This window comes from Mucilaginibacter robiniae (genome assembly GCF_012849215.1).
In the GTDB taxonomy this organism is placed as follows: Bacteria; Bacteroidota; Bacteroidia; order Sphingobacteriales; family Sphingobacteriaceae; genus Mucilaginibacter; species Mucilaginibacter robiniae.
In genome coordinates, this window is sequence record NZ_CP051682.1 from 2,472,226 (window position 1) to 2,489,768 (window position 17,543).

General features: G+C 44.6%; 10 protein-coding genes. 6 read left to right on the forward strand and 4 right to left on the reverse strand.

Translation table 11 applies throughout. From position 1 onward, the window contains the following. Positions 1 to 67: 67 nt before the first annotated feature. The gene (locus HH214_RS11085; protein WP_169607655.1) at positions 68 to 451 is read left to right on the forward strand and encodes a hypothetical protein; all 384 of its coding nucleotides are present in this window, start codon (positions 68 to 70) and stop codon (positions 449 to 451) included. 59 nt (positions 452 to 510) lie between these two features. Here the strand turns inward: HH214_RS11085 and HH214_RS11090 are convergent, their stop codons facing one another. Beyond that, complete coding sequence (locus HH214_RS11090) at positions 511 to 924, reverse strand: ester cyclase (protein ID WP_169607656.1); 414 nt, start codon at positions 922 to 924, stop codon at positions 511 to 513. Between the two features lie 220 nt (positions 925 to 1,144). Here HH214_RS11090 and HH214_RS11095 point away from each other — a divergent pair, with 220 nt between their 5' ends. Together HH214_RS11095 and HH214_RS11100 are read left to right on the forward strand one after the other, a co-directional pair. Next, positions 1,145 to 1,537 (forward strand): HYC_CC_PP family protein, encoded by a 393-nt coding sequence (locus tag HH214_RS11095; protein WP_169607658.1) that lies wholly within the window; start codon positions 1,145 to 1,147, stop codon positions 1,535 to 1,537. Positions 1,538 to 1,614: 77 nt separating this feature from the next. Beyond that, positions 1,615 to 3,039: a hypothetical protein gene (locus HH214_RS11100; RefSeq protein WP_169607659.1), complete on the forward strand. Its 1,425-nt coding sequence runs from the start codon at positions 1,615 to 1,617 to the stop codon at positions 3,037 to 3,039. Positions 3,040 to 3,307: 268 nt separating this feature from the next. On the opposite strand, the gene HH214_RS11105 is transcribed toward HH214_RS11100, so the two are convergent. Both HH214_RS11105 and HH214_RS11110 read right to left on the reverse strand, forming a co-directional pair. Then, complete coding sequence (locus HH214_RS11105) at positions 3,308 to 5,095, reverse strand: glycoside hydrolase family 9 protein (protein ID WP_169607661.1); 1,788 nt, start codon at positions 5,093 to 5,095, stop codon at positions 3,308 to 3,310. A 54-nt stretch (positions 5,096 to 5,149) separates the two neighbouring features. Beyond that, positions 5,150 to 7,936, reverse strand: coding sequence for a glycoside hydrolase family 2 protein (locus tag HH214_RS11110; RefSeq protein WP_169607662.1), 2,787 nt, complete (start codon positions 7,934 to 7,936; stop codon positions 5,150 to 5,152). Between the two features lie 214 nt (positions 7,937 to 8,150). Between HH214_RS11110 and HH214_RS11115 the strand changes: the two genes are divergently transcribed. From HH214_RS11115 to HH214_RS11125, 3 genes are all read left to right on the forward strand, one after another. Next, complete coding sequence (locus HH214_RS11115) at positions 8,151 to 10,430, forward strand: glycoside hydrolase family 3 N-terminal domain-containing protein (RefSeq protein ID WP_169607664.1); 2,280 nt, start codon at positions 8,151 to 8,153, stop codon at positions 10,428 to 10,430. Between the two features lie 60 nt (positions 10,431 to 10,490). Further along, on the forward strand, positions 10,491 to 11,651 hold the full coding sequence (locus HH214_RS11120; protein WP_169607665.1) for a galactokinase: 1,161 nt from the start codon (positions 10,491 to 10,493) through the stop codon (positions 11,649 to 11,651). Positions 11,652 to 11,902: 251 nt separating this feature from the next. Then, entirely contained in the window at positions 11,903 to 14,326 is a 2,424-nt protein-coding gene (locus HH214_RS11125; protein WP_169607667.1) for a glycoside hydrolase family 3 N-terminal domain-containing protein, read from the forward strand. A 523-nt stretch (positions 14,327 to 14,849) separates the two neighbouring features. Here the strand turns inward: HH214_RS11125 and HH214_RS11130 are convergent. Next, entirely contained in the window at positions 14,850 to 17,420 is a 2,571-nt protein-coding gene (locus HH214_RS11130; protein WP_169607669.1) for a TonB-dependent receptor domain-containing protein, read from the reverse strand. Between the last annotated feature and the right edge of the window lie 123 nt (positions 17,421 to 17,543).

The window sequence follows — 17,543 nt, forward strand, 5'->3', positions numbered from 1 at the left end:
CTTTACCTATCCTCACGAAGAACTAAAGACCGAGCCATGAGTTTAACAAAAAGTATCAGAAGCAAACATGAAATTCATTGGCTATAACTCAGACATCATTAATTACCTGGTTAATGATTTAACCTTATTAAACGCTACGGTCAAGAACTTTAAAAAGCACGTGGTAGAGGGGAGCCCGGCTATCAGTATTATTTTTGAACTGGCTTATACCGAAGCTGATGTAATGCTCACGTTTAAAGATGTGCTGAAGAATGGTTTTGACAATAACCCAGCTGATGAATTATATCAGGTGGACTCCTGTAAGTTTTACCACATTGGTAACAAGGTCTATATCTCCTTAGACCCTGACGAAAGCGAAGAAGGTTACGATACCATTTCGGCCGACGATCATGATTTTATAATCAGCCAAAGTGTAGAGGGTTACATTTTTGAAGAAGAGCATGGGGATTGATTATGACCTTCATGCTGGCACAAGTATAAAAAAGATAGGTGCCAGCATGAAGGTCAAACTTAGCCTACCTGTACGCCGAGTTGTTTTAATATACCCAGTTCGTCTGAACTGCCCCAGCGCTCTACCATTTTGCCATTCTCAAAACGGCTAATCTGCATACCTCTGATCTTGATAGACTTGCCGGTAGCCGGTATGCCGTTGAAGTTGCCTTGGTGGGTTCCGGTTGCTGTGTAGGCAAAGGCTACATTATTCTCATCGGCCACCAAGTGTTCTACTTCCACTTTAAAATCCGGGAAGGCAGTTCGCATCATGGTGAAAAAATGCATGTAACCTTCCGGGCCTAATAGTTGGCCAGGTGCCGGATCGTTATCTAGAGCATTAGGTGCTACTACCTCTTTAAACAATTCAAAGTTGCCAGTATTTACCGCTTCTCCAAATTTTTGCTGAGCTTCTATATTAAGTTGTTTACTCATAATTCGTTTTTTTAATATCTGTTGCAACACATCAACCAAGAAGGGGTTTTTAAACTACTTATACTTCATAGCTTTAAAAGGAGTAAGCCGGAAGGATTTGCTGAACATTTTTTAGGTTGAATTTGAGGATACTATTTACAGCGTTCATGAACGTTCATACATTCCAAAAAATGAATACCTGTAAACCTGCATAACCAATCAAAATCTTTAACTTTGTATTATGCTGAAAAAATCAGGTATTATAGCTTTAGCACTGCTGTACTTAGTTACGGTATTGGGCTTTGCTATGGACCTGCATTTCTGCGGCAGCTATATGGCCTCCGTACATTTTGAGGCTCCTGGTAAATTACCGATAGCTAAAGCCAAATGCGGCATGAAAATGAAGTGCTGCAAAAACCAGCACCTTAATGTTAAAGTAAAAGATGCACACCAGAGTGTGTCGGCTTTGGAGTCGATTAAACTACTGGCTCTGCACTTACCCGTAGCCTTTCTGAATAGCTTTGCTCCTGCTCCGCAACCTGTTACACTGATAGCGCAGCAGCTGAGAGGCCCGCCTGATTTGCCGGTTAACCTAGTCCCCGTATTTCTTAAGAACTGCAATTTTCGTATCTGATCAAGCTTGATCGTTCCTGTTCAGGGTGGCGCTCGCTATCCTGTGTTTTTTATTCACGATTAAGTATTTGATAAACTATGAAATTGATAAAACTTTCGATAGCCTTGCTGGCTATCAGCATAAGCGCTGCTCAGGCGCAAACCGACCATACCGTACACTTGCCTACCCACCGGGTACAACACATGCATCACGATAGTACCATGATGATGCATGACACTACCCATCACCCCATGAACCACATGATGATGATGTCGAGCCAATACTCGCGCGATTTGCCTATGAACCGTGATGGTTCCGGTTCATCATGGGTACCCGATGCTACGCCTATGTATGGCTACATGATTCATGGTAAAAAGTGGATGAGCATGGTGCATGGCAACATTGTGCCGCGTTATACCAACCAGGATTTGTTTAACAAAGGCAGTCGTGGCGCTTATAAAGTAGATGCCCCAAACTGGTTTATGGCCATGACGCAGCGTAAAATAGGCGCTAACGGCTTGTTCTCGGTAAATGCTATGTTCTCGTTCGATCCGTTTTTGGTGGGTAATGGCGGTTATCCGCTGCTGTATCAAACCGGCGAATCCTACAAAGGTGTAAAGCTGGTCGACCGCCAGCACCCGCACGATTTATTTTCGGAGCTGAGCATCGCTTATGCCCATCGCATAGCTAAAAACACCGATGTATATGCTTCTGTGGGTTATCCTGGCGAACCGGCTTTAGGTCCGCCTACGTTTATGCACCGGCTTTCGGCCATGAATATTCCGGATGCTCCGTTAACACACCATTATGCAGATGCTACCCACATTACTTTTGGTGTAGCTACCTTAGGCTTTCGGTACAAGGATGTGAAAATAGAAGGCTCTACCTTCAAAGGTCGCGAACCTAACGAAGAGCGTTATGGCTTTGATAGTCCGAAGTTTGATTCCTATTCTGTACGCCTGTCTTACAATCCATCCAGAGAGTGGGCCTTGCAGGTATCTAACGGCTGGATACACAGTCCGGAAGATTTGGAGCCGCAGCAGAATGTAGATCGTTTTACGGCATCAGCTATGAACACGCATTTGCTGAAAGGTGACAACTATATATCGACTACCCTAGTATATGGCCAAAACCATTTTTCAGACAACCATAAAACCTTGCCATCGGTATTGCTGGAAAGCAACCTGCAACTGCGCAAAACTGCTATTTACGGCCGGTACGAATATGTGCAGAAGGATGCCGACGAATTGGATTTGCATGAACTATACACCAGCAACCCCAACTTTAACATTAATGCATTTACATTAGGCATTAACCAGATTTTAGCCACTGTAAAACATACCGATTTGCGTGCTGGTGTGCAGGCTACAGTTAATGCTTCACCATCTGCCTTAAAAACGTTATATGGAACTGCGCCGGTAGGTTTTGAAGTGTACCTGCGCATTAGCCCTTCTATCATGAAAATGATGGGTATGGGCGGGCAGCATAAAAAAGCCATGAAGATGGATGATATGCAGATGTAGTAATAGCATTAAGAATAAAGATTCAAGAATATAGATGTAATGCAAAAAAGCTGTTTGGATATCCCAAACAGCTTTTTTGCATTTAACAAGGTTTGAACACCTTATTAAATGCATGACATACCTAAGATACTTACAGGTGTTACATGTTTCAGTGTGTAACACCCTGTAACACTGACAAACCATTGGCAGTGGTGGCACTGTTTTGTCAGTACTTTATAGTCTTAACAGGAATGCTGTCTGACGCTAAACAACCTTTACATACATTATTTTACTTTTTTACATATCCTGCCTGGTATTGCAAAGCTTCTATCGCATTAGCCAGATAGGCAAAAGGTGCATTCCAGTTGATAGCAATTTCATTGACGGCATAAGCCCGGTCATCATCAATATAAGCTTGATTCGGGATGGTGGAAGGTACCTGGATATGATCCTGCATACCAGGGTTGGGTCCGCCAGCCATTAGTCCGGGTACCGGATCGGCAATGCCATCGGCTACCGAAGGGCGATGGTGCGGGTGGCGGGTGCTTTTGCTGCCAAAGCCGGTTACCATGCAATAACCTGTACCATTGCGGCCTAAAATATAGTCGAGATTACTCAACGCCGCATTTAGATATTTGGCTTGACGGGTAAGTTGGTAAGCTTGTATTAAAGTGATCCCTTGGTTAGCGGCATCTGAATTGCTTCCCCATCCAAAATCATGTGCCGACCGGCCCATAACGGTTTGATAAGCCGGCAACGTAGCTGGGTTAGCTAAGCTATCAGCCAAAGCTAATAGCTGATGGCTAAGCTGCGGAACAGCTTTTTTACCAGCTGCCGTAAGCTGGTTACGGTTGCGGAGCAAACTATAATAACCTAATGTTTGCACCTGTGCCCATGATGGAATGGTGAACCGGATAGTATTGCTCCATGGAACAGCTTTCAGGTACGTATCATTTTTTGTGGTAATATAAAGTTCGGCTGCTGCCCACGTCCGCTCATCATCAAAGTGATTATCGCCATAGGCACCGGTTGATACTTTGGGCTCAAAACGGCTGTTCATCGCATCCTGATCATACACTGCATTCGGGTGCGCTTGTGCCCACTGCCATGCTTTTTCGGCTGCTTTCAGGCAAGAATCTGCTAAACCGGGCAGTTGTTGATTATAGTTTTCATAAATGCGGCTGGCCTGTGACATTACGGCGGCAAAATCAAGCGTAGCGGCTGTGCCTTTTTGTACTACATAGCGAGGCTGTACGGCTTTGTCGGGCATCACCATACCATCAAAAGCCGCATTGGTAAGTTTATGGTACACACCGCCATCATTAGGGTCTTGCATGGTGAGCATCCAACGCAAATTCCATAAGGCTTCATCCAGTAAGTCGGGCACCTGATTATTGCTTTCCGGGATATTGAGCTTTACGGTTTTTACATATGTTGGAAAGTCCTCGTACAAAGACAGCAACGTGCCCATGCTGATTCCGCTGTTTACTATATATTTATTGTAATCGCCTGCATCGTACCAACCTCTGGAAGCCGATATTACCGTGCCTGCGGGCCGTTGTGCTGTAGCTGCCGATGGATGAACAAGCACAGCAGTATCAGGATGCCCCGCTGCCCGGGCCCACTTACCGGCATACTTTTCAGGCAAAGCAGTAGAAACCCTCTGGTAATAAAAAGCTTTGATAGCCCCTGCTGCTACCCCTGCATGTACCTGATTGCCGATTTGAAACAGATATGACTGTCCAACACCAGGCACAACCAGCCTATACTGACCGGGTTGTTGCAAGGCGGTAAAATCAGCAACGTAAATAGTACGTCCGGATAAGTCAGGACGGGGCGATGGTTTTAACTTACCGGAGAAAACTACTTTTTTACCGGGTGTTTGAATGGTAAAAGGCTGTACGTTGCCCGTAAGTACAATAGCCGTTTTAGATGCTGCAGGATAAAAGCCTATCTGGTTCAGGCGAATGCTATCCGGCGCTGATGAATGCCCTGTCTGGGCAGAAGCAGAAAGCGAAAATAAACAGGTAATACTGCACCAAAGCAAGGAGCGAATAATGTTTTTACTGTAAGCCATAAGGGTAGATGCTATAAAACGTCAGAGGCACCAACAGGTGCCTCTGACAAATGATTATTTGGTACTAATTATTTGGTGCTTTACGTTCCAGCCCGAAACCTGTATAACAGGTGTTTGCTGGCCCAGCTTAGCTACCGGTGCACTTACCGATAAGGTTGTGCTTTCATGAGGCGCTAAAGTAACGTAGCTGCCAGTCCAGTAGGCTGGCATTACTTCCTGGCCGTTCACCATTAGTTGCGGGCGTACATAAAATGCTAGTTGGTTGCTGTTATTGGTTAACTGTATAGTCCAGCTGTTTTCAGATTTACCTTTAGCTGTTTTCAGTAATTTGGCTTGTACCTGTGCATTGTTTAACTTATTAAGCGGAGTGTAATCATTACCCGGCGCCATCCAGTAAGTGTTGCGCGATACCACATTGCCTTTAGCATCTTTCAAGCTCAATACTACAAAACAGAACTCCTTAACCTGTTTTAAAACGTAGCCCATTGGTATTACTTCCTTTACCCCTTCGTCGTCAAAACTGGCAGTAGCTAGTTGGTGGAAAAGGCTTTTGGTATGCGTGTCATAAACATCGGCCTGCAACATCAAGGTGCCGGTAGATCGGTGTGTGCGGTTTAATACCGCCACAGTAGAATCACTCTGATTAAACTGAATATGAATAGGCTCACAGGCATTTTGCATCGCATAGTAGCCAGCGTTAGGCTCCAGGTACCAATCATAAATCTGCCAAATTACACTTGGGAAAGCTGCATTCAGTTTCCACAGCATAACACCGCCGGTTTCCGTTAATTTGTGGCCTGCTGCTTCAAATATGCCCTGGTAGCCAGTGGTATTCATCAACTGCATTTTGTCGGAAAAATCTTCACGGCTGGTAGGCTTGCCGTAACGGCTTACCATATCCTTGTAATACTCATCGTACTTACCCGCACCTGTAGCGGCATCATGGTAGCCCCACATGTTGTTTAATGGGTAGGGTAAATTTTTATCCCAGGTAGTGTCCGGTATATTTTTAGCCAATGTATTGTAAGGTGGCTGCGATGGTAAGCCGGTTTCATCTTTAAATACCCAATCATGAGCCTGATCGGCTAGTTTGTAGTATTCTTTAGCATCTTTCCAGGCGTAAGGGCCACCACTATACACGCCGCTAGGCTGATTATCAGGCCATGAGCCTTCCCAGCCAGCCGGAAGTTTGGCAAAGCCCGATGAGCTAGGGATAAATGGCCGGGTACCATCCAGTTTGATGATATTGTTGCGCATTACATCGTACAACTCACGGCGGGCATGACCTTCATTACCGCCTGTCCATACTAGTAAACTAGGGTGATTGCGGATGCGGTAAATAGTGCTGATGACGTTTTTGGTGAATACATTATTTTCCAGCGGCCAGTCAGGCGAACCTTTAAACTCGCCTTGGGTATCGCCGGTAATCCAGAAATCTGACCATACCATTAAACCGTAGCGGTCGGCAGCATTCCAGAAAGCATCCGGTGGGGTAACGCCGCCACCCCAAATACGTACCAGGTTCACGTTGGCATTGCGGCACAGGTGCATTTCATAATCATACCGTGCCGAATCGCGGTGTACCATTAAATCAGGTACCCAGGCACCACCGTTTAGGTGTACGCGTTTGCCATTCACAAAAAACTCGCGACGGGTAAAGCCATTTACTTCGCTGGTACGGGTACTTACTGTACGTATACCGAAAACAAAGCTGGTATCATCGGTAATATGGGCACCATTGGCATACTGTAACTTGATACGGTACAAATTAGCCCGCCCGTAACCATTAGGCCACCAAAGTTTAGGGTTTTTAATCAGCAGCTGATTGACCTTATCTGCATCCAGCTTTACAATTTTAGTTACGCCGCCTGGCAAGGCTACCGGCTGGGTAAACTGCGTGACTGGGCCTGCAAAGTTTTCAGGCTTAATGCTTACCATTAACTTACCATTAGCTGTTGCTGCACTGTAGTTAGTTAAAGTTAAGCCTAAGCTAAGCTTAGCAGTGCTGGTATCAGGGAATGAAGGTAAATCGGTAGTTAATTTGGGCCGGGCAATGGTTACCGTACCTGTAGTGCGTAAGTAAACCGGTTGCCAGATACCCATATTACGATCGCGTACGGGCGGCATCCAGTCCCACCCAACGGAGCATAGCATCGTTACGTTTTTACCGATATCGCCTGTTGGTCCACCATTTTCATAAAAAGGGCCTAAGGCTTCCAATTGCTCTTTAGCCGGTAGGCCGGGTTCATCCAGCGGGAATATCTTAACAGCTAAAGTATTTGAACCACCCGCCAAAACGGAACGGCTCACATTCAGGTTGTGCTCAGCAAACATGCCTGCCATTTGGGTAGAGTCGGCTACACGATGGCCGTTCAGCCAAACTTCAGCGCGGTAATTAATACCTTTAAAAATTAACTGAAAGGTTTTGCCTTTATCAGCAGCCGGTACCGTAAAGGTAGTACGATACCAATAAGGTTTTTTCCAGGGGTTTACTTTTCCCGGCAGATGGCTATACTTATCCAGATTATACTGTTTGTTAAACGCATCTGAAGCATCGGGAATGTGCATGTTGTTCCAGCCCTGGTAGGGGTCGGGGTACACATGGTTGGCTACCAAGCCGTAAAGTACTGTTGAGGGCACCTGAACCGGATACCAGGGTGCCGTGTTGCGGTAGTTTTTATCAGATAGCTCCCGCCCACCGGCTTTCACCAATACCGAGGATTGTAACTGAAAACGTGTTAATTGTACCTGCTTTACCGGTGCATTTTGTGCATGCGCGGGCGTTGCTGATAGCCAATTAACAAGAGCTGCACAAGCAGCATAAAGGAATAATTTTTTCATAAACCTGTAAGCGCAAATTATCTATCTGTCCCTTTAATTGGGGGCAGTTTGTTTGAAACGTTAATGATAACACTTATATGCTTTAGGCGTATTGTATTTTTATTGCTTTTATTGACATTATTTTACCACTGCCGATAAGTTGTTTAATTAACCTATATCTTCGTTGGCTTAAAACTGTTTAATTAACCAATTAATAAGCAGACCACCTTTTTTTATGAAGAATATCGGACTTGCCCTTGTGGCTTTTTGCTGTTCATTTAGCGTGATGGCCCAGCGCGCGCAGCCAGGTTCATCAGTTGATCAACGTGTGAATCAGCTTTTATCTCAAATGACGTTGGAAGAAAAAGTAGGCCAGATGACGCAGCTTACTTTAGATGCCGTGTTGAAAACAGATGCTCAGAAAAATGCTGTTATGCCTCATGCACTGGATGAGCAGAAGCTGAATGAAGCTTTACTAAAATACCATGTAGGTTCATTACTAAACGTAAGCGGTGCTGCCGAAACCCGGGAACACTGGTACGGTTTAATTTCGCAAATACAAAAAACCGCTGCTAAAGACCGCCTGAAAATACCTGTGCTGTATGGTATTGATGCGATGCATGGCATGAACTATACTACAGGCAGTACCTTATTTCCGCAAGAAATTGGTATGGCGGCTACCTTTAACCCCGATATAGCTTATAAAGCTGCTGAAATTACCGCTTACGAGGTTCGGGCCAGCTATATTACCTGGAACTTTGCACCGGTACTGGATTTGGGTAAGAACCCGCTATGGCCGCGTATTTATGAAACCTTTGGCGAAGACCCCTATGTTGCTAAAACGATGGGTGCGGCTATGGTGAAAGGTTTGCAAGGTAACCTGAACGGCAAATACAATGTAGCCGCTTGTATGAAACATTATATGGGCTACAGTTTCCCATTAAATGGTAAAGACCGTACCCCTGCCTGGATACCTGACCGTTATCTGCGCGAATACTTTATGCCTTCATTTAAGGCTGCTGTTGATGCCGGTGCCCGTACCGTAATGGTGAACTCTTCTGAAATTAACGGGGTACCCGTGCATGCCAGCAAGTATTTGTTAACCGATGTGTTAAGAGGCGAACTGGGCTTTACCGGTATTGCGGTAACTGACTGGCAGGATATTAAATATTTGCATGACCGTCATCATATTGCTGCTACGCAGAAAGAAGCCGTGCAAATTGCGGTGAACGCCGGTATTGATATGAGCATGGTGCCTTATGATTATACCTTTTATAATTACCTGATTGAACTGGTACATGAAGGTAAAGTGCCTATGGCCCGTATTAATGAAGCGGTAAAACGGATATTGAAAGTGAAGCTGGAAACCGGCTTGTTTGAAAGTTCAATAGGTAACCCGAATGATTACCCTAAGTTTGGTTCGGCTGAGTTTACGCAGGCTAGCTTGCAGGCCGCTAATGAATCCATTACCTTATTGAAAAACAACAACCAGATACTGCCGCTTAAAAAGAATATGAAAGTGCTGGTAACCGGCCCAACCGCCAATACCATGCGTGCTTTAAACGGTGGCTGGAGCTATACCTGGCAAGGCGACCGTAGCGATGAGTTTGCTGCCGATAAGAACACTATTCTGGAAGCTATACAGCAAAAGGTAGGTAAAGACAATGTATTGTATGAACCCGGCGCAACGTTTGATGCAGCACAAAATACGGATGATGCAGTAAAAGCAGCACGTAAAGCTGATGCCATTGTATTGTGTCTTGGTGAACTATCTTACGCCGAAAACCCAGGTAATATTGACGAACTGAGTTTGCCAAATGCACAAATAGAGCTGGCTCATGAGTTGGCTAAAACAGGTAAGCCGGTTATTCTGGTATTAACAGAAGGCCGTCCGCGAGTGGTAACAGAAGCGGAAAACCTATCGGCTGCTACGCTGATGGCGTATTATTCAGGTAATGAAGGTGGCAATGCCTTAGCTAACATTTTATTTGGCGATGTGAACCCATCAGGTCGCTTGCCTTATACTTACCCACGCTATAACAATGCTTTGGTTAACTACTACCGCAAAAATTTAGAGAATGGTAACAGTGATGATGCGCACGGCTATCACCCTTTATATGAATTTGGCTACGGACTTAGCTATACCACCTTTAGCTACAGTAACCTGCATGTTAGTCAGCCAAGTTTAACGGCTAGCCAAAAATTAACCATCAGTGTAGATGTAAAAAATACCGGTCAGCGTGAAGGTAAAGAATCCGTACTGTTATACATCAGTGATTTGTATGCCAGCATTACACCGGATACCAAACGTTTAAGAGGTTTCAGCAAAATCAACTTAAAACCAGGTGAAAGTCGTACCGTAAGCTTTACCATTACCCCTAAAGATTTGGCCTTTGTGAACGACCAAAGCCAATTGGTAACCGAACCCGGCGAGTTTAAAATTCAGATAGCCGACCAGACACAAACCTTCAACTATGAAGCCAGTACGGTACCTTCCAGAACCGGGAAGTTGTAAATGTGGCTTTTACAATTATTGTTGAACTAAATATGCCTGGCAAAGTGTAGTTTTGTTTTTATGAACGATCAGCATTTGCACGAATCTTTCCGGCAGCAATTTGGCCAGCCAGCTGCCGGGGTATATTTCTGCCCAGGCCGGGTTAACCTGATTGGCGAACATATTGATTACAATGGCGGCTTGGTTATGCCCTGCGCCGTTACTTTCGGTACCTGGTTGCTGATAGCACCTAACTCGTCAGGGTTGCTTCGTTTTCGCGGAATGAACTTTCCTGAAACGTTGGATATACCTGTGCAAAGTGCTTATGAAAAGCAAGGTAAAGCCTGGTTTAACTATCCGTTGGGCGTAATTCATTTGTTTGCTCAGGCTGGTCATTCATTGCAGCAGGGATATGATTTGCTGTATTATGGCAATATGCCTATATCATCGGGCTTGTCTTCGTCAGCTTCTATCGAGGTGGTTACGGCGTTTACTTTTAATCAGCTACTGCAATCTCCTTACACTAAGCTGGATTTGGTAAAGCTTACCAAACGGGTAGAAAATGAGTTTATCGGGGTAAACAGCGGCATTATGGACCAGTTTGCTGTAGCTTTTGGCGAGCACAACAAAGCTTTGATGCTGAACTGTGAAACGCTCGATTATACCGCTGTTGACGTTCCTTTGGGCGAATACGTGCTGGCTATCGTGAATACCAACAAGCCCCGTAATTTGGCCGAATCCAAGTATAACGAACGCGTAGCTGAATGTCAGGAAGCGCTGAAAGCCTTACAGCAGGAATTACCGATTAAAGAATTATGTGAAATTGATGCAGATGCCTTACACCAGCATAAGCACCTGATTACCGATGAAACCATCTGGAAGCGTGTCCGCCACGTGGTCGAAGAAAATGATCGTGTGAAAAAGGCAGCCCAGGTATTGGAACAAGGCGATTTGCAATCCTTTGGTGAGCTGATGCAGCAGTCACACCAATCACTTAAAGAACTATACGAAGTAAGCGGCATAGAACTGGATACCATTGCCGAATATAGCCAGCGCTACCCCGGCGTAATTGGCGCCCGCATGACGGGAGCAGGCTTTGGTGGCTGTGCTATTGCATTGGTTAAAGGATCTGTGTTTGAATCGTACAGTAAAGATATTACCACTTACTACACCGAAGCCATTGGTTATGAACCGTCGGTTTACCAATCAGTTATTGCGGATGGTGTTCGTCAGCTAAGCTAGTTTTGATAAAAAATATAAAACTGAAAAGGCGCTTTATAAAATAAAGCGCCTTTTTTGTGCCGGTTTATCAACCCTGTGGCTTATCGTGCAGGTAAGCTGAATGTACCTTCACAGTTTTCATCCAGAACAATCATCATCGGTATATTAGTAGTATACTTGCAGTATAGCCTATGGCATTCATAATCAGCAACCCATTGAAAAATTGTGCTGCTTATGAATGCTTTAAACCATAACCATTATACCTACCATTCATGAAACCGTTAGTTAAAAGCAAAGCTTTGTTAGCTACTGCCCTGCTCACCCTAGTTACCTCTTCGCTGTGGGCCCAAAACAAAAGTATTTACCATAAGGGATGGATAGATTTTAACAAGAACGGCCGTAAAGATGTATTTGAAGATCCTGCTGAACCTGTAGAGAAGCGCATCGCCGATTTGCTATCGCAGATGACATTGGAAGAAAAGACTTGCCAACAGGCTACATTATATGGGTATAAGCGGGTGCTAAGGGATGAAATGCCTACGCCTAACTGGAAAAATGAAGTATGGAAAGATGGTATTGCCAATATTGATGAGGAACTGAACAACTTAACCTCACATACAGATGATGCGCCTACGCAATATAGTTACCCGTACAGTAAACATGCTTCAGCAATTAACACGATACAGAAGTGGTTTGTAGAAGAAACTCGACTGGGCATACCGGTTGATTTTACCAACGAAGGCATACATGGCCTGAACCATGACCGGGCTACGCCACTGCCAGCGCCTATAGGTATTGGCAGCAGCTGGGATAAAGCACTGGTACTTCGGGCCGGCCAGACGGTAGGTCGGGAAGCGAAGGCTCTAGGCTATACGAATATTTATGTACCCATATTAGACCCCGCCCGCGATCAGCGTTGGGGGCGTGTAGTGGAATGTTATGGTGAAGACCCGTACCTGATTGCCGAACTAGGCAAGCAAATGACATTAGGCGTGCAAAGTCAGGGTGTGGCTTCTACCCTGAAACACTTTGCAGTGTATAGCGTGCCGAAAGGTGGCCGGGATGGTAATACCCGTACCGACCCGCATGTGGCTCCGCGAGAAATGTATCAGCTTTACTTATATCCATTCCGCCGGGTAATACAGGAGGCGCAGCCATTGGGAGTAATGAGCAGCTATAACGATTGGGACGGCGTGCCTATTACCGGGAGCTACTTTTTCCTGACTGAGCTGTTACGCCAGAAGTTTGGCTTTACAGGCTATGTGGTTTCTGATAGTGAAGCGGTGGAATACTTATATTCTAAGCACCATGTAGCGGCTGATATGAAAGGTGCCGTTAAGCAGGCTATTGATGCCGGTTTGAACGTTCGTACCAATTTCAGTATGCCGCAAACCTACATTATGCCTTTGCGTGAACTGGTGAAGGAAGGCAGCGTGAGTATGAAAACGCTTAACCATAGTGTGGCTGATGTGTTAAGGGTAAAGTTTAAATTGGGTTTGTTCGATCAACCGTATGTGGCTAACCCGAAAGCGGCCGACAAGCTGGTGCATACTGCGGCTGATGAAGACTTTGCCTTGCAATTAAACCGTGAATCAATGGTGCTGCTTAAAAACGAAAATAAGCTGTTGCCATTAGATAAAAGTAAGCTGAAAAATATACTGGTAACTGGGCCTTTAGCGGGCGAGAAGAGTTATGCCATTAGTCGTTATGGCCCTTCACATAATCCGGTTACTTCGGTGCTGGAAGGTATTAAAACGTTTGCCGGTGCAAGTGTAAAGGTAGATTACGCACAAGGCTGCCAGGTAACTGATGCTACCTGGCCCGAAAGTGAAATCATCCCGACACCATTAACCGCTGCTGAACAGGCCGGCATTGATAGTGCAGTAGCCAAAGCCCGGCAGGCCGATGTAGTAATTGCTGTAGTTGGCGAGAACGAGAGACAGGTAGGCGAAAGCTTATCACGTACCGGATTGAACCTACCCGGCAGGCAACTACAATTGTTGCAAGCCTTGCAAGCCACCGGCAAGCCTGTGGTTATGGTGATGATTAACGGACAGCCGCTTACCATCAATTGGGAAAACCGCTATTTACCGGCTATTCTGGAAGCGTGGTTCCCCGGGCCGCAATCTGGACGTGTGGTGGCCGAAACCTTGTTCGGGCTGAACAATCCAGGAGGTAAGCTGTCGATTACTTTTCCGAAAACTACCGGGCAAATTGAGTTTAATTTTCCATTTAAGCCAGCTTCACAAGCCAACCAGCCAACTTCGGGGCCTAATGGTTATGGTAAAACCAGTGTGAATGGTGCCTTATATCCGTTTGGCTACGGCTTAAGCTATACTACCTTTAGCTATAGCAATCTGCAAATTATACAGCCTAGCCAACATAGTCAGAATGATATTACAGTAACGGTAGATGTAACGAATACCGGAAATGTTAAAGGGGATGATGTAGTACAACTATACCTGAAAGATGTGGTGAGCAGCGTAACTACTTACGAGTATGACCTGCGTGGTTTTGAACGTGTGCCTTTAGCGCCGGGTGAGAAAAAGACGGTAAAGTTTACCCTACACCCTGATGATTTAGCCCTGCTGGATAAGAATATGAACTGGACCGTAGAACCCGGTAAGTTCCGGGTAATGATTGGTAGCTCGTCTGAAGATATTAAGTTGAAAGCTGAGTTTGAGGTAGTAGATTAATTAAATCACATGCTATGGTAAGCTTAAACTAACTTAGACTAGTTTAGCCGTACTTTACGGTGCCGCAGAACTAAACTACTGATGACTTTCTGCGCTTCTTGCTAAAGCGGGATGTCCAGGTGTCAAAATCGCCTGCTACAGCCAAAACGCTTGTAACAGCAAATGCAATCAGGACGAATAAAGTAACGATAAAAAATGCTTTAAGTAATACCACTTCCATAAGGCGCTCAACTTGTATCCTTATGTTGCAGCAATTAGCATTCTTAAATTACGTGTTTGCTAATTATGCTACAGTAAACGGGTAACTACTTACCGGTATATCATACTTGTTTCGCGTTATTTCGCAGATTACTGTCATAATTTTCGCGCGCTAAAAAGCAGACGAGTTGGCAGCTTTGTACAATAAGGCAGACAAATCCTATTTCTGTGTATCCCTTCTGGCTTATTCTGTAGAAAATAAAAAGCCCTTGCTGTATTAGATCAGCAAGGGCTTTTTGTTAGGTATAAAGATCAGAAATTTATTTTATCTGATACCGTTGGTGCCGGCTCCTCTGCCACCTGTAGTGGTACTAGGGCCGTTATTGTTGCTGTTTTGATTTCCACTGGCTTGGCCTTCATCCGGAACATCTTGGTCTTGCTGCTGGTCACGGTTACCTTTACGTTTGTTAGCCTGGGTTGAAGCGCCAAAGCGGTATGATAGAGAAAACATGACCATACGAGTAGCCCAGCGGCGTGATGAGTTTTGCTCGTAGTAAGGCAATACGCCGTCATTACTCAGCACGTACGACTTAAATTTACGGGTATTGAAAATATCGCGCGAGTTAAGGCTAAAGCTTAGTGTTTTAGTCACATCATACCTAATTGCCCCATCTAGTCCGTATAAAGCTTTCATGTAGCCTTGTGCCATAACCTGATGGCCTTGGTAATCGGCTCGTAACTGCACGCCCAGTTTGCTGGTTACTTTATAATTACCGGTAATGTTGCCATTAAATGAAAAACCTGATGTGGTAGCCACGTGTAAAGCCGTATCGCCTTGAATATGGCGATAGTAAACGTTTAAGTTACCGGTTAGGTCAAACTTATTAGAAGGCGATACTTTGGCAATTAACTCGTAGCCGGCGTTAGATGCGCTTTTCAGGTTTTCAAACCGGGTTAAGGTAATAGTACCCGTGCTGTTTTCTAAGCCGCGTACCTGCTGAATATTGTCGTTAGTTAAGCGGTAGTATAGTGAAGAAGTTAACGTAAGCGCTTTATAGTAATTGATGTAGCTTAATTCAAAAGAGTGCGTGTCTTCTGGCTTTAAGTTCGGATTACCCTGCTGATAGTTCTGGCGGTCGCTTCGATCCAAGAAAGGTGAAATCTGACGATCGCGCGGGCGGCTTACCCTGCGGCTATAGCTAAGTTGCAAGGTTTGGCTTTCTGATAGTTTATCGGTTAAGAATACGCTTGGATATACCCTGAAGTAATCTTGCTTAAATACCTGAGCTTGCCCAACTGAAGTTGTAGTGGTTCTAATTCGTGCATCTTCCAAACGTAAACCAGCTTGTATGCCGAAGTTGCCCAGTTGCTGCTGGTAGTTGCCATATACAGCATGTACCTGTTCGTTGTAAACAAAATCATTGCTCAAGGTATCGGAAGGTACATAGGCACCTAAAATGTTGTTCAGCGTATCAACCAGATAGTTATTACTGTTTTTATTAAAGGTGCTACGGTAACCCAGTTCCAGGTGGTTATTATTGCTTAAAGGCAAGGTATAATCAGCCTGTAAGTTTAAGTTGTGCTGCTTGCCAAGAGTATTATTCAACTGCCCGGCATTGTAAAAAGAGGTGGTTGGCACAAAGTACTGGTAATCGGTATTTAGGTTATCCGTATTATGGTTGTTACTGGTTGAGTAGCCAATGTTGGCAGTTAACTGCTCCTGAGGTTTTTTAAATTTCTTATCTAAATCTAAGTTAAAATCTAGGTTGTGGCCAGGGCCTTTGCTATAGTTATTACGGGTGAAATTTTGGTTAGGGCTGCCATTTTCGTTACGTACCTCAGTATAACCGGTTTGGTAACGCTGAATATTCCGGATATTTACGTTGTTGGTAAAGCTCAACGTGGTCTTCTGATCCAGGTTCACATCAATACCACTGCGTATGTTGTGCGAGTTGAAGGTGAACTTTTGATCGGCTACCTGATCCTGAAATAATTTACTGCCATCTAGTAAATAGTTGGTGGTATTGGTAGTGCCATTGCCAATACGATCGCCATGACGGTAGCTATAATTACTATAAACGTTAATAGCTTTGTTCTGGTAAGCCAGGTTTGCAGAACCGGTACGGGTATTACGGTTACCCACACCTGCATTTACCGAACCATTAAAGCCCAACTGTGCATTCTTTTTTAATACGATGTTGATAATACCCGATTGGCCTTCCGCATCATACTTGGCTGATGGATTGGTAATTACTTCAATGTTCTCGATAGAACTGGCCGGGATAGATTGCAGTACATCGCTCAAGTTAGCGCCGGTTAAGGCCGATGGCTTACCATTAATCAGAATGCGTACATTGCTGGAACCACGTAGGGCAACGTTACCATCTACATCCACCTGTACTGATGGTACATTGGCCAGCAAATCGGTAGCTGTACCGCCTTGACTTACCAGGCTTTGTTCAACATTAAATACTTTTTTATCAGCGGTGATGCGCATTTGGCTGCGTTGGCCGGTTACCACCACTTCTTTCAACGCACTTTTAGCCTCCCGCATCCTGATGCTGCCTAGCTGTACTGACGGGTGAGAACCATTAATAGTGATGCTATCTTTAGTGTAAGTAAGATAGCTTACAAAGCTAATGCGTAACAGGTATAAACCATTTTTAATACCGGTAAGCTTAAAGTTGCCGTCCAAATCGGTTTGCATACTTTTTACCGGGGTATTATCTGCTTTGTTAAACAAACCCACGGTGGCGAAATCCAACGCTTTGTTGGTAGTTGCATCAATCAACTTGCCCGAAACGGTACCGCCCGATGCTGTAGTTTGTGCATTTACCTTAACGGCAAACAGTAATAGTAGTACAAGAGCTATACGCTTTAGCAAAGAAAAATTCATCCTGCAAAAGTCACACTTTTACCGTTGTCGGGCTATGAAGCCGTGTAACTTTTATACTGATGAATGTATTCAGGAAAGTAAATTTTTTATTACCTAAGTATTATTAGGTGAAGCTCGTAATTA

Excerpts from the sequence above, each read along its gene's own strand:
- HH214_RS11085 (WP_169607655.1), top strand. The coding sequence starts at position 68 with ATGAAATTCATTGGCTATAACTCAGACATCATTAATTACCTGGTTAAT.
- HH214_RS11090 (WP_169607656.1), bottom strand. The coding sequence starts at position 924 with ATGAGTAAACAACTTAATATAGAAGCTCAGCAAAAATTTGGAGAAGCG.
- HH214_RS11095 (WP_169607658.1), top strand. The coding sequence starts at position 1,145 with ATGCTGAAAAAATCAGGTATTATAGCTTTAGCACTGCTGTACTTAGTT.
- HH214_RS11100 (WP_169607659.1), top strand. The coding sequence starts at position 1,615 with ATGAAATTGATAAAACTTTCGATAGCCTTGCTGGCTATCAGCATAAGC.
- HH214_RS11105 (WP_169607661.1), bottom strand. The coding sequence starts at position 5,095 with ATGGCTTACAGTAAAAACATTATTCGCTCCTTGCTTTGGTGCAGTATT.
- HH214_RS11110 (WP_169607662.1), bottom strand. The coding sequence starts at position 7,936 with ATGAAAAAATTATTCCTTTATGCTGCTTGTGCAGCTCTTGTTAATTGG.
- HH214_RS11115 (WP_169607664.1), top strand. The coding sequence starts at position 8,151 with ATGAAGAATATCGGACTTGCCCTTGTGGCTTTTTGCTGTTCATTTAGC.
- HH214_RS11120 (WP_169607665.1), top strand. The coding sequence starts at position 10,491 with ATGAACGATCAGCATTTGCACGAATCTTTCCGGCAGCAATTTGGCCAG.
- HH214_RS11125 (WP_169607667.1), top strand. The coding sequence starts at position 11,903 with ATGAAACCGTTAGTTAAAAGCAAAGCTTTGTTAGCTACTGCCCTGCTC.
- HH214_RS11130 (WP_169607669.1), bottom strand. The coding sequence starts at position 17,420 with ATGAATTTTTCTTTGCTAAAGCGTATAGCTCTTGTACTACTATTACTG.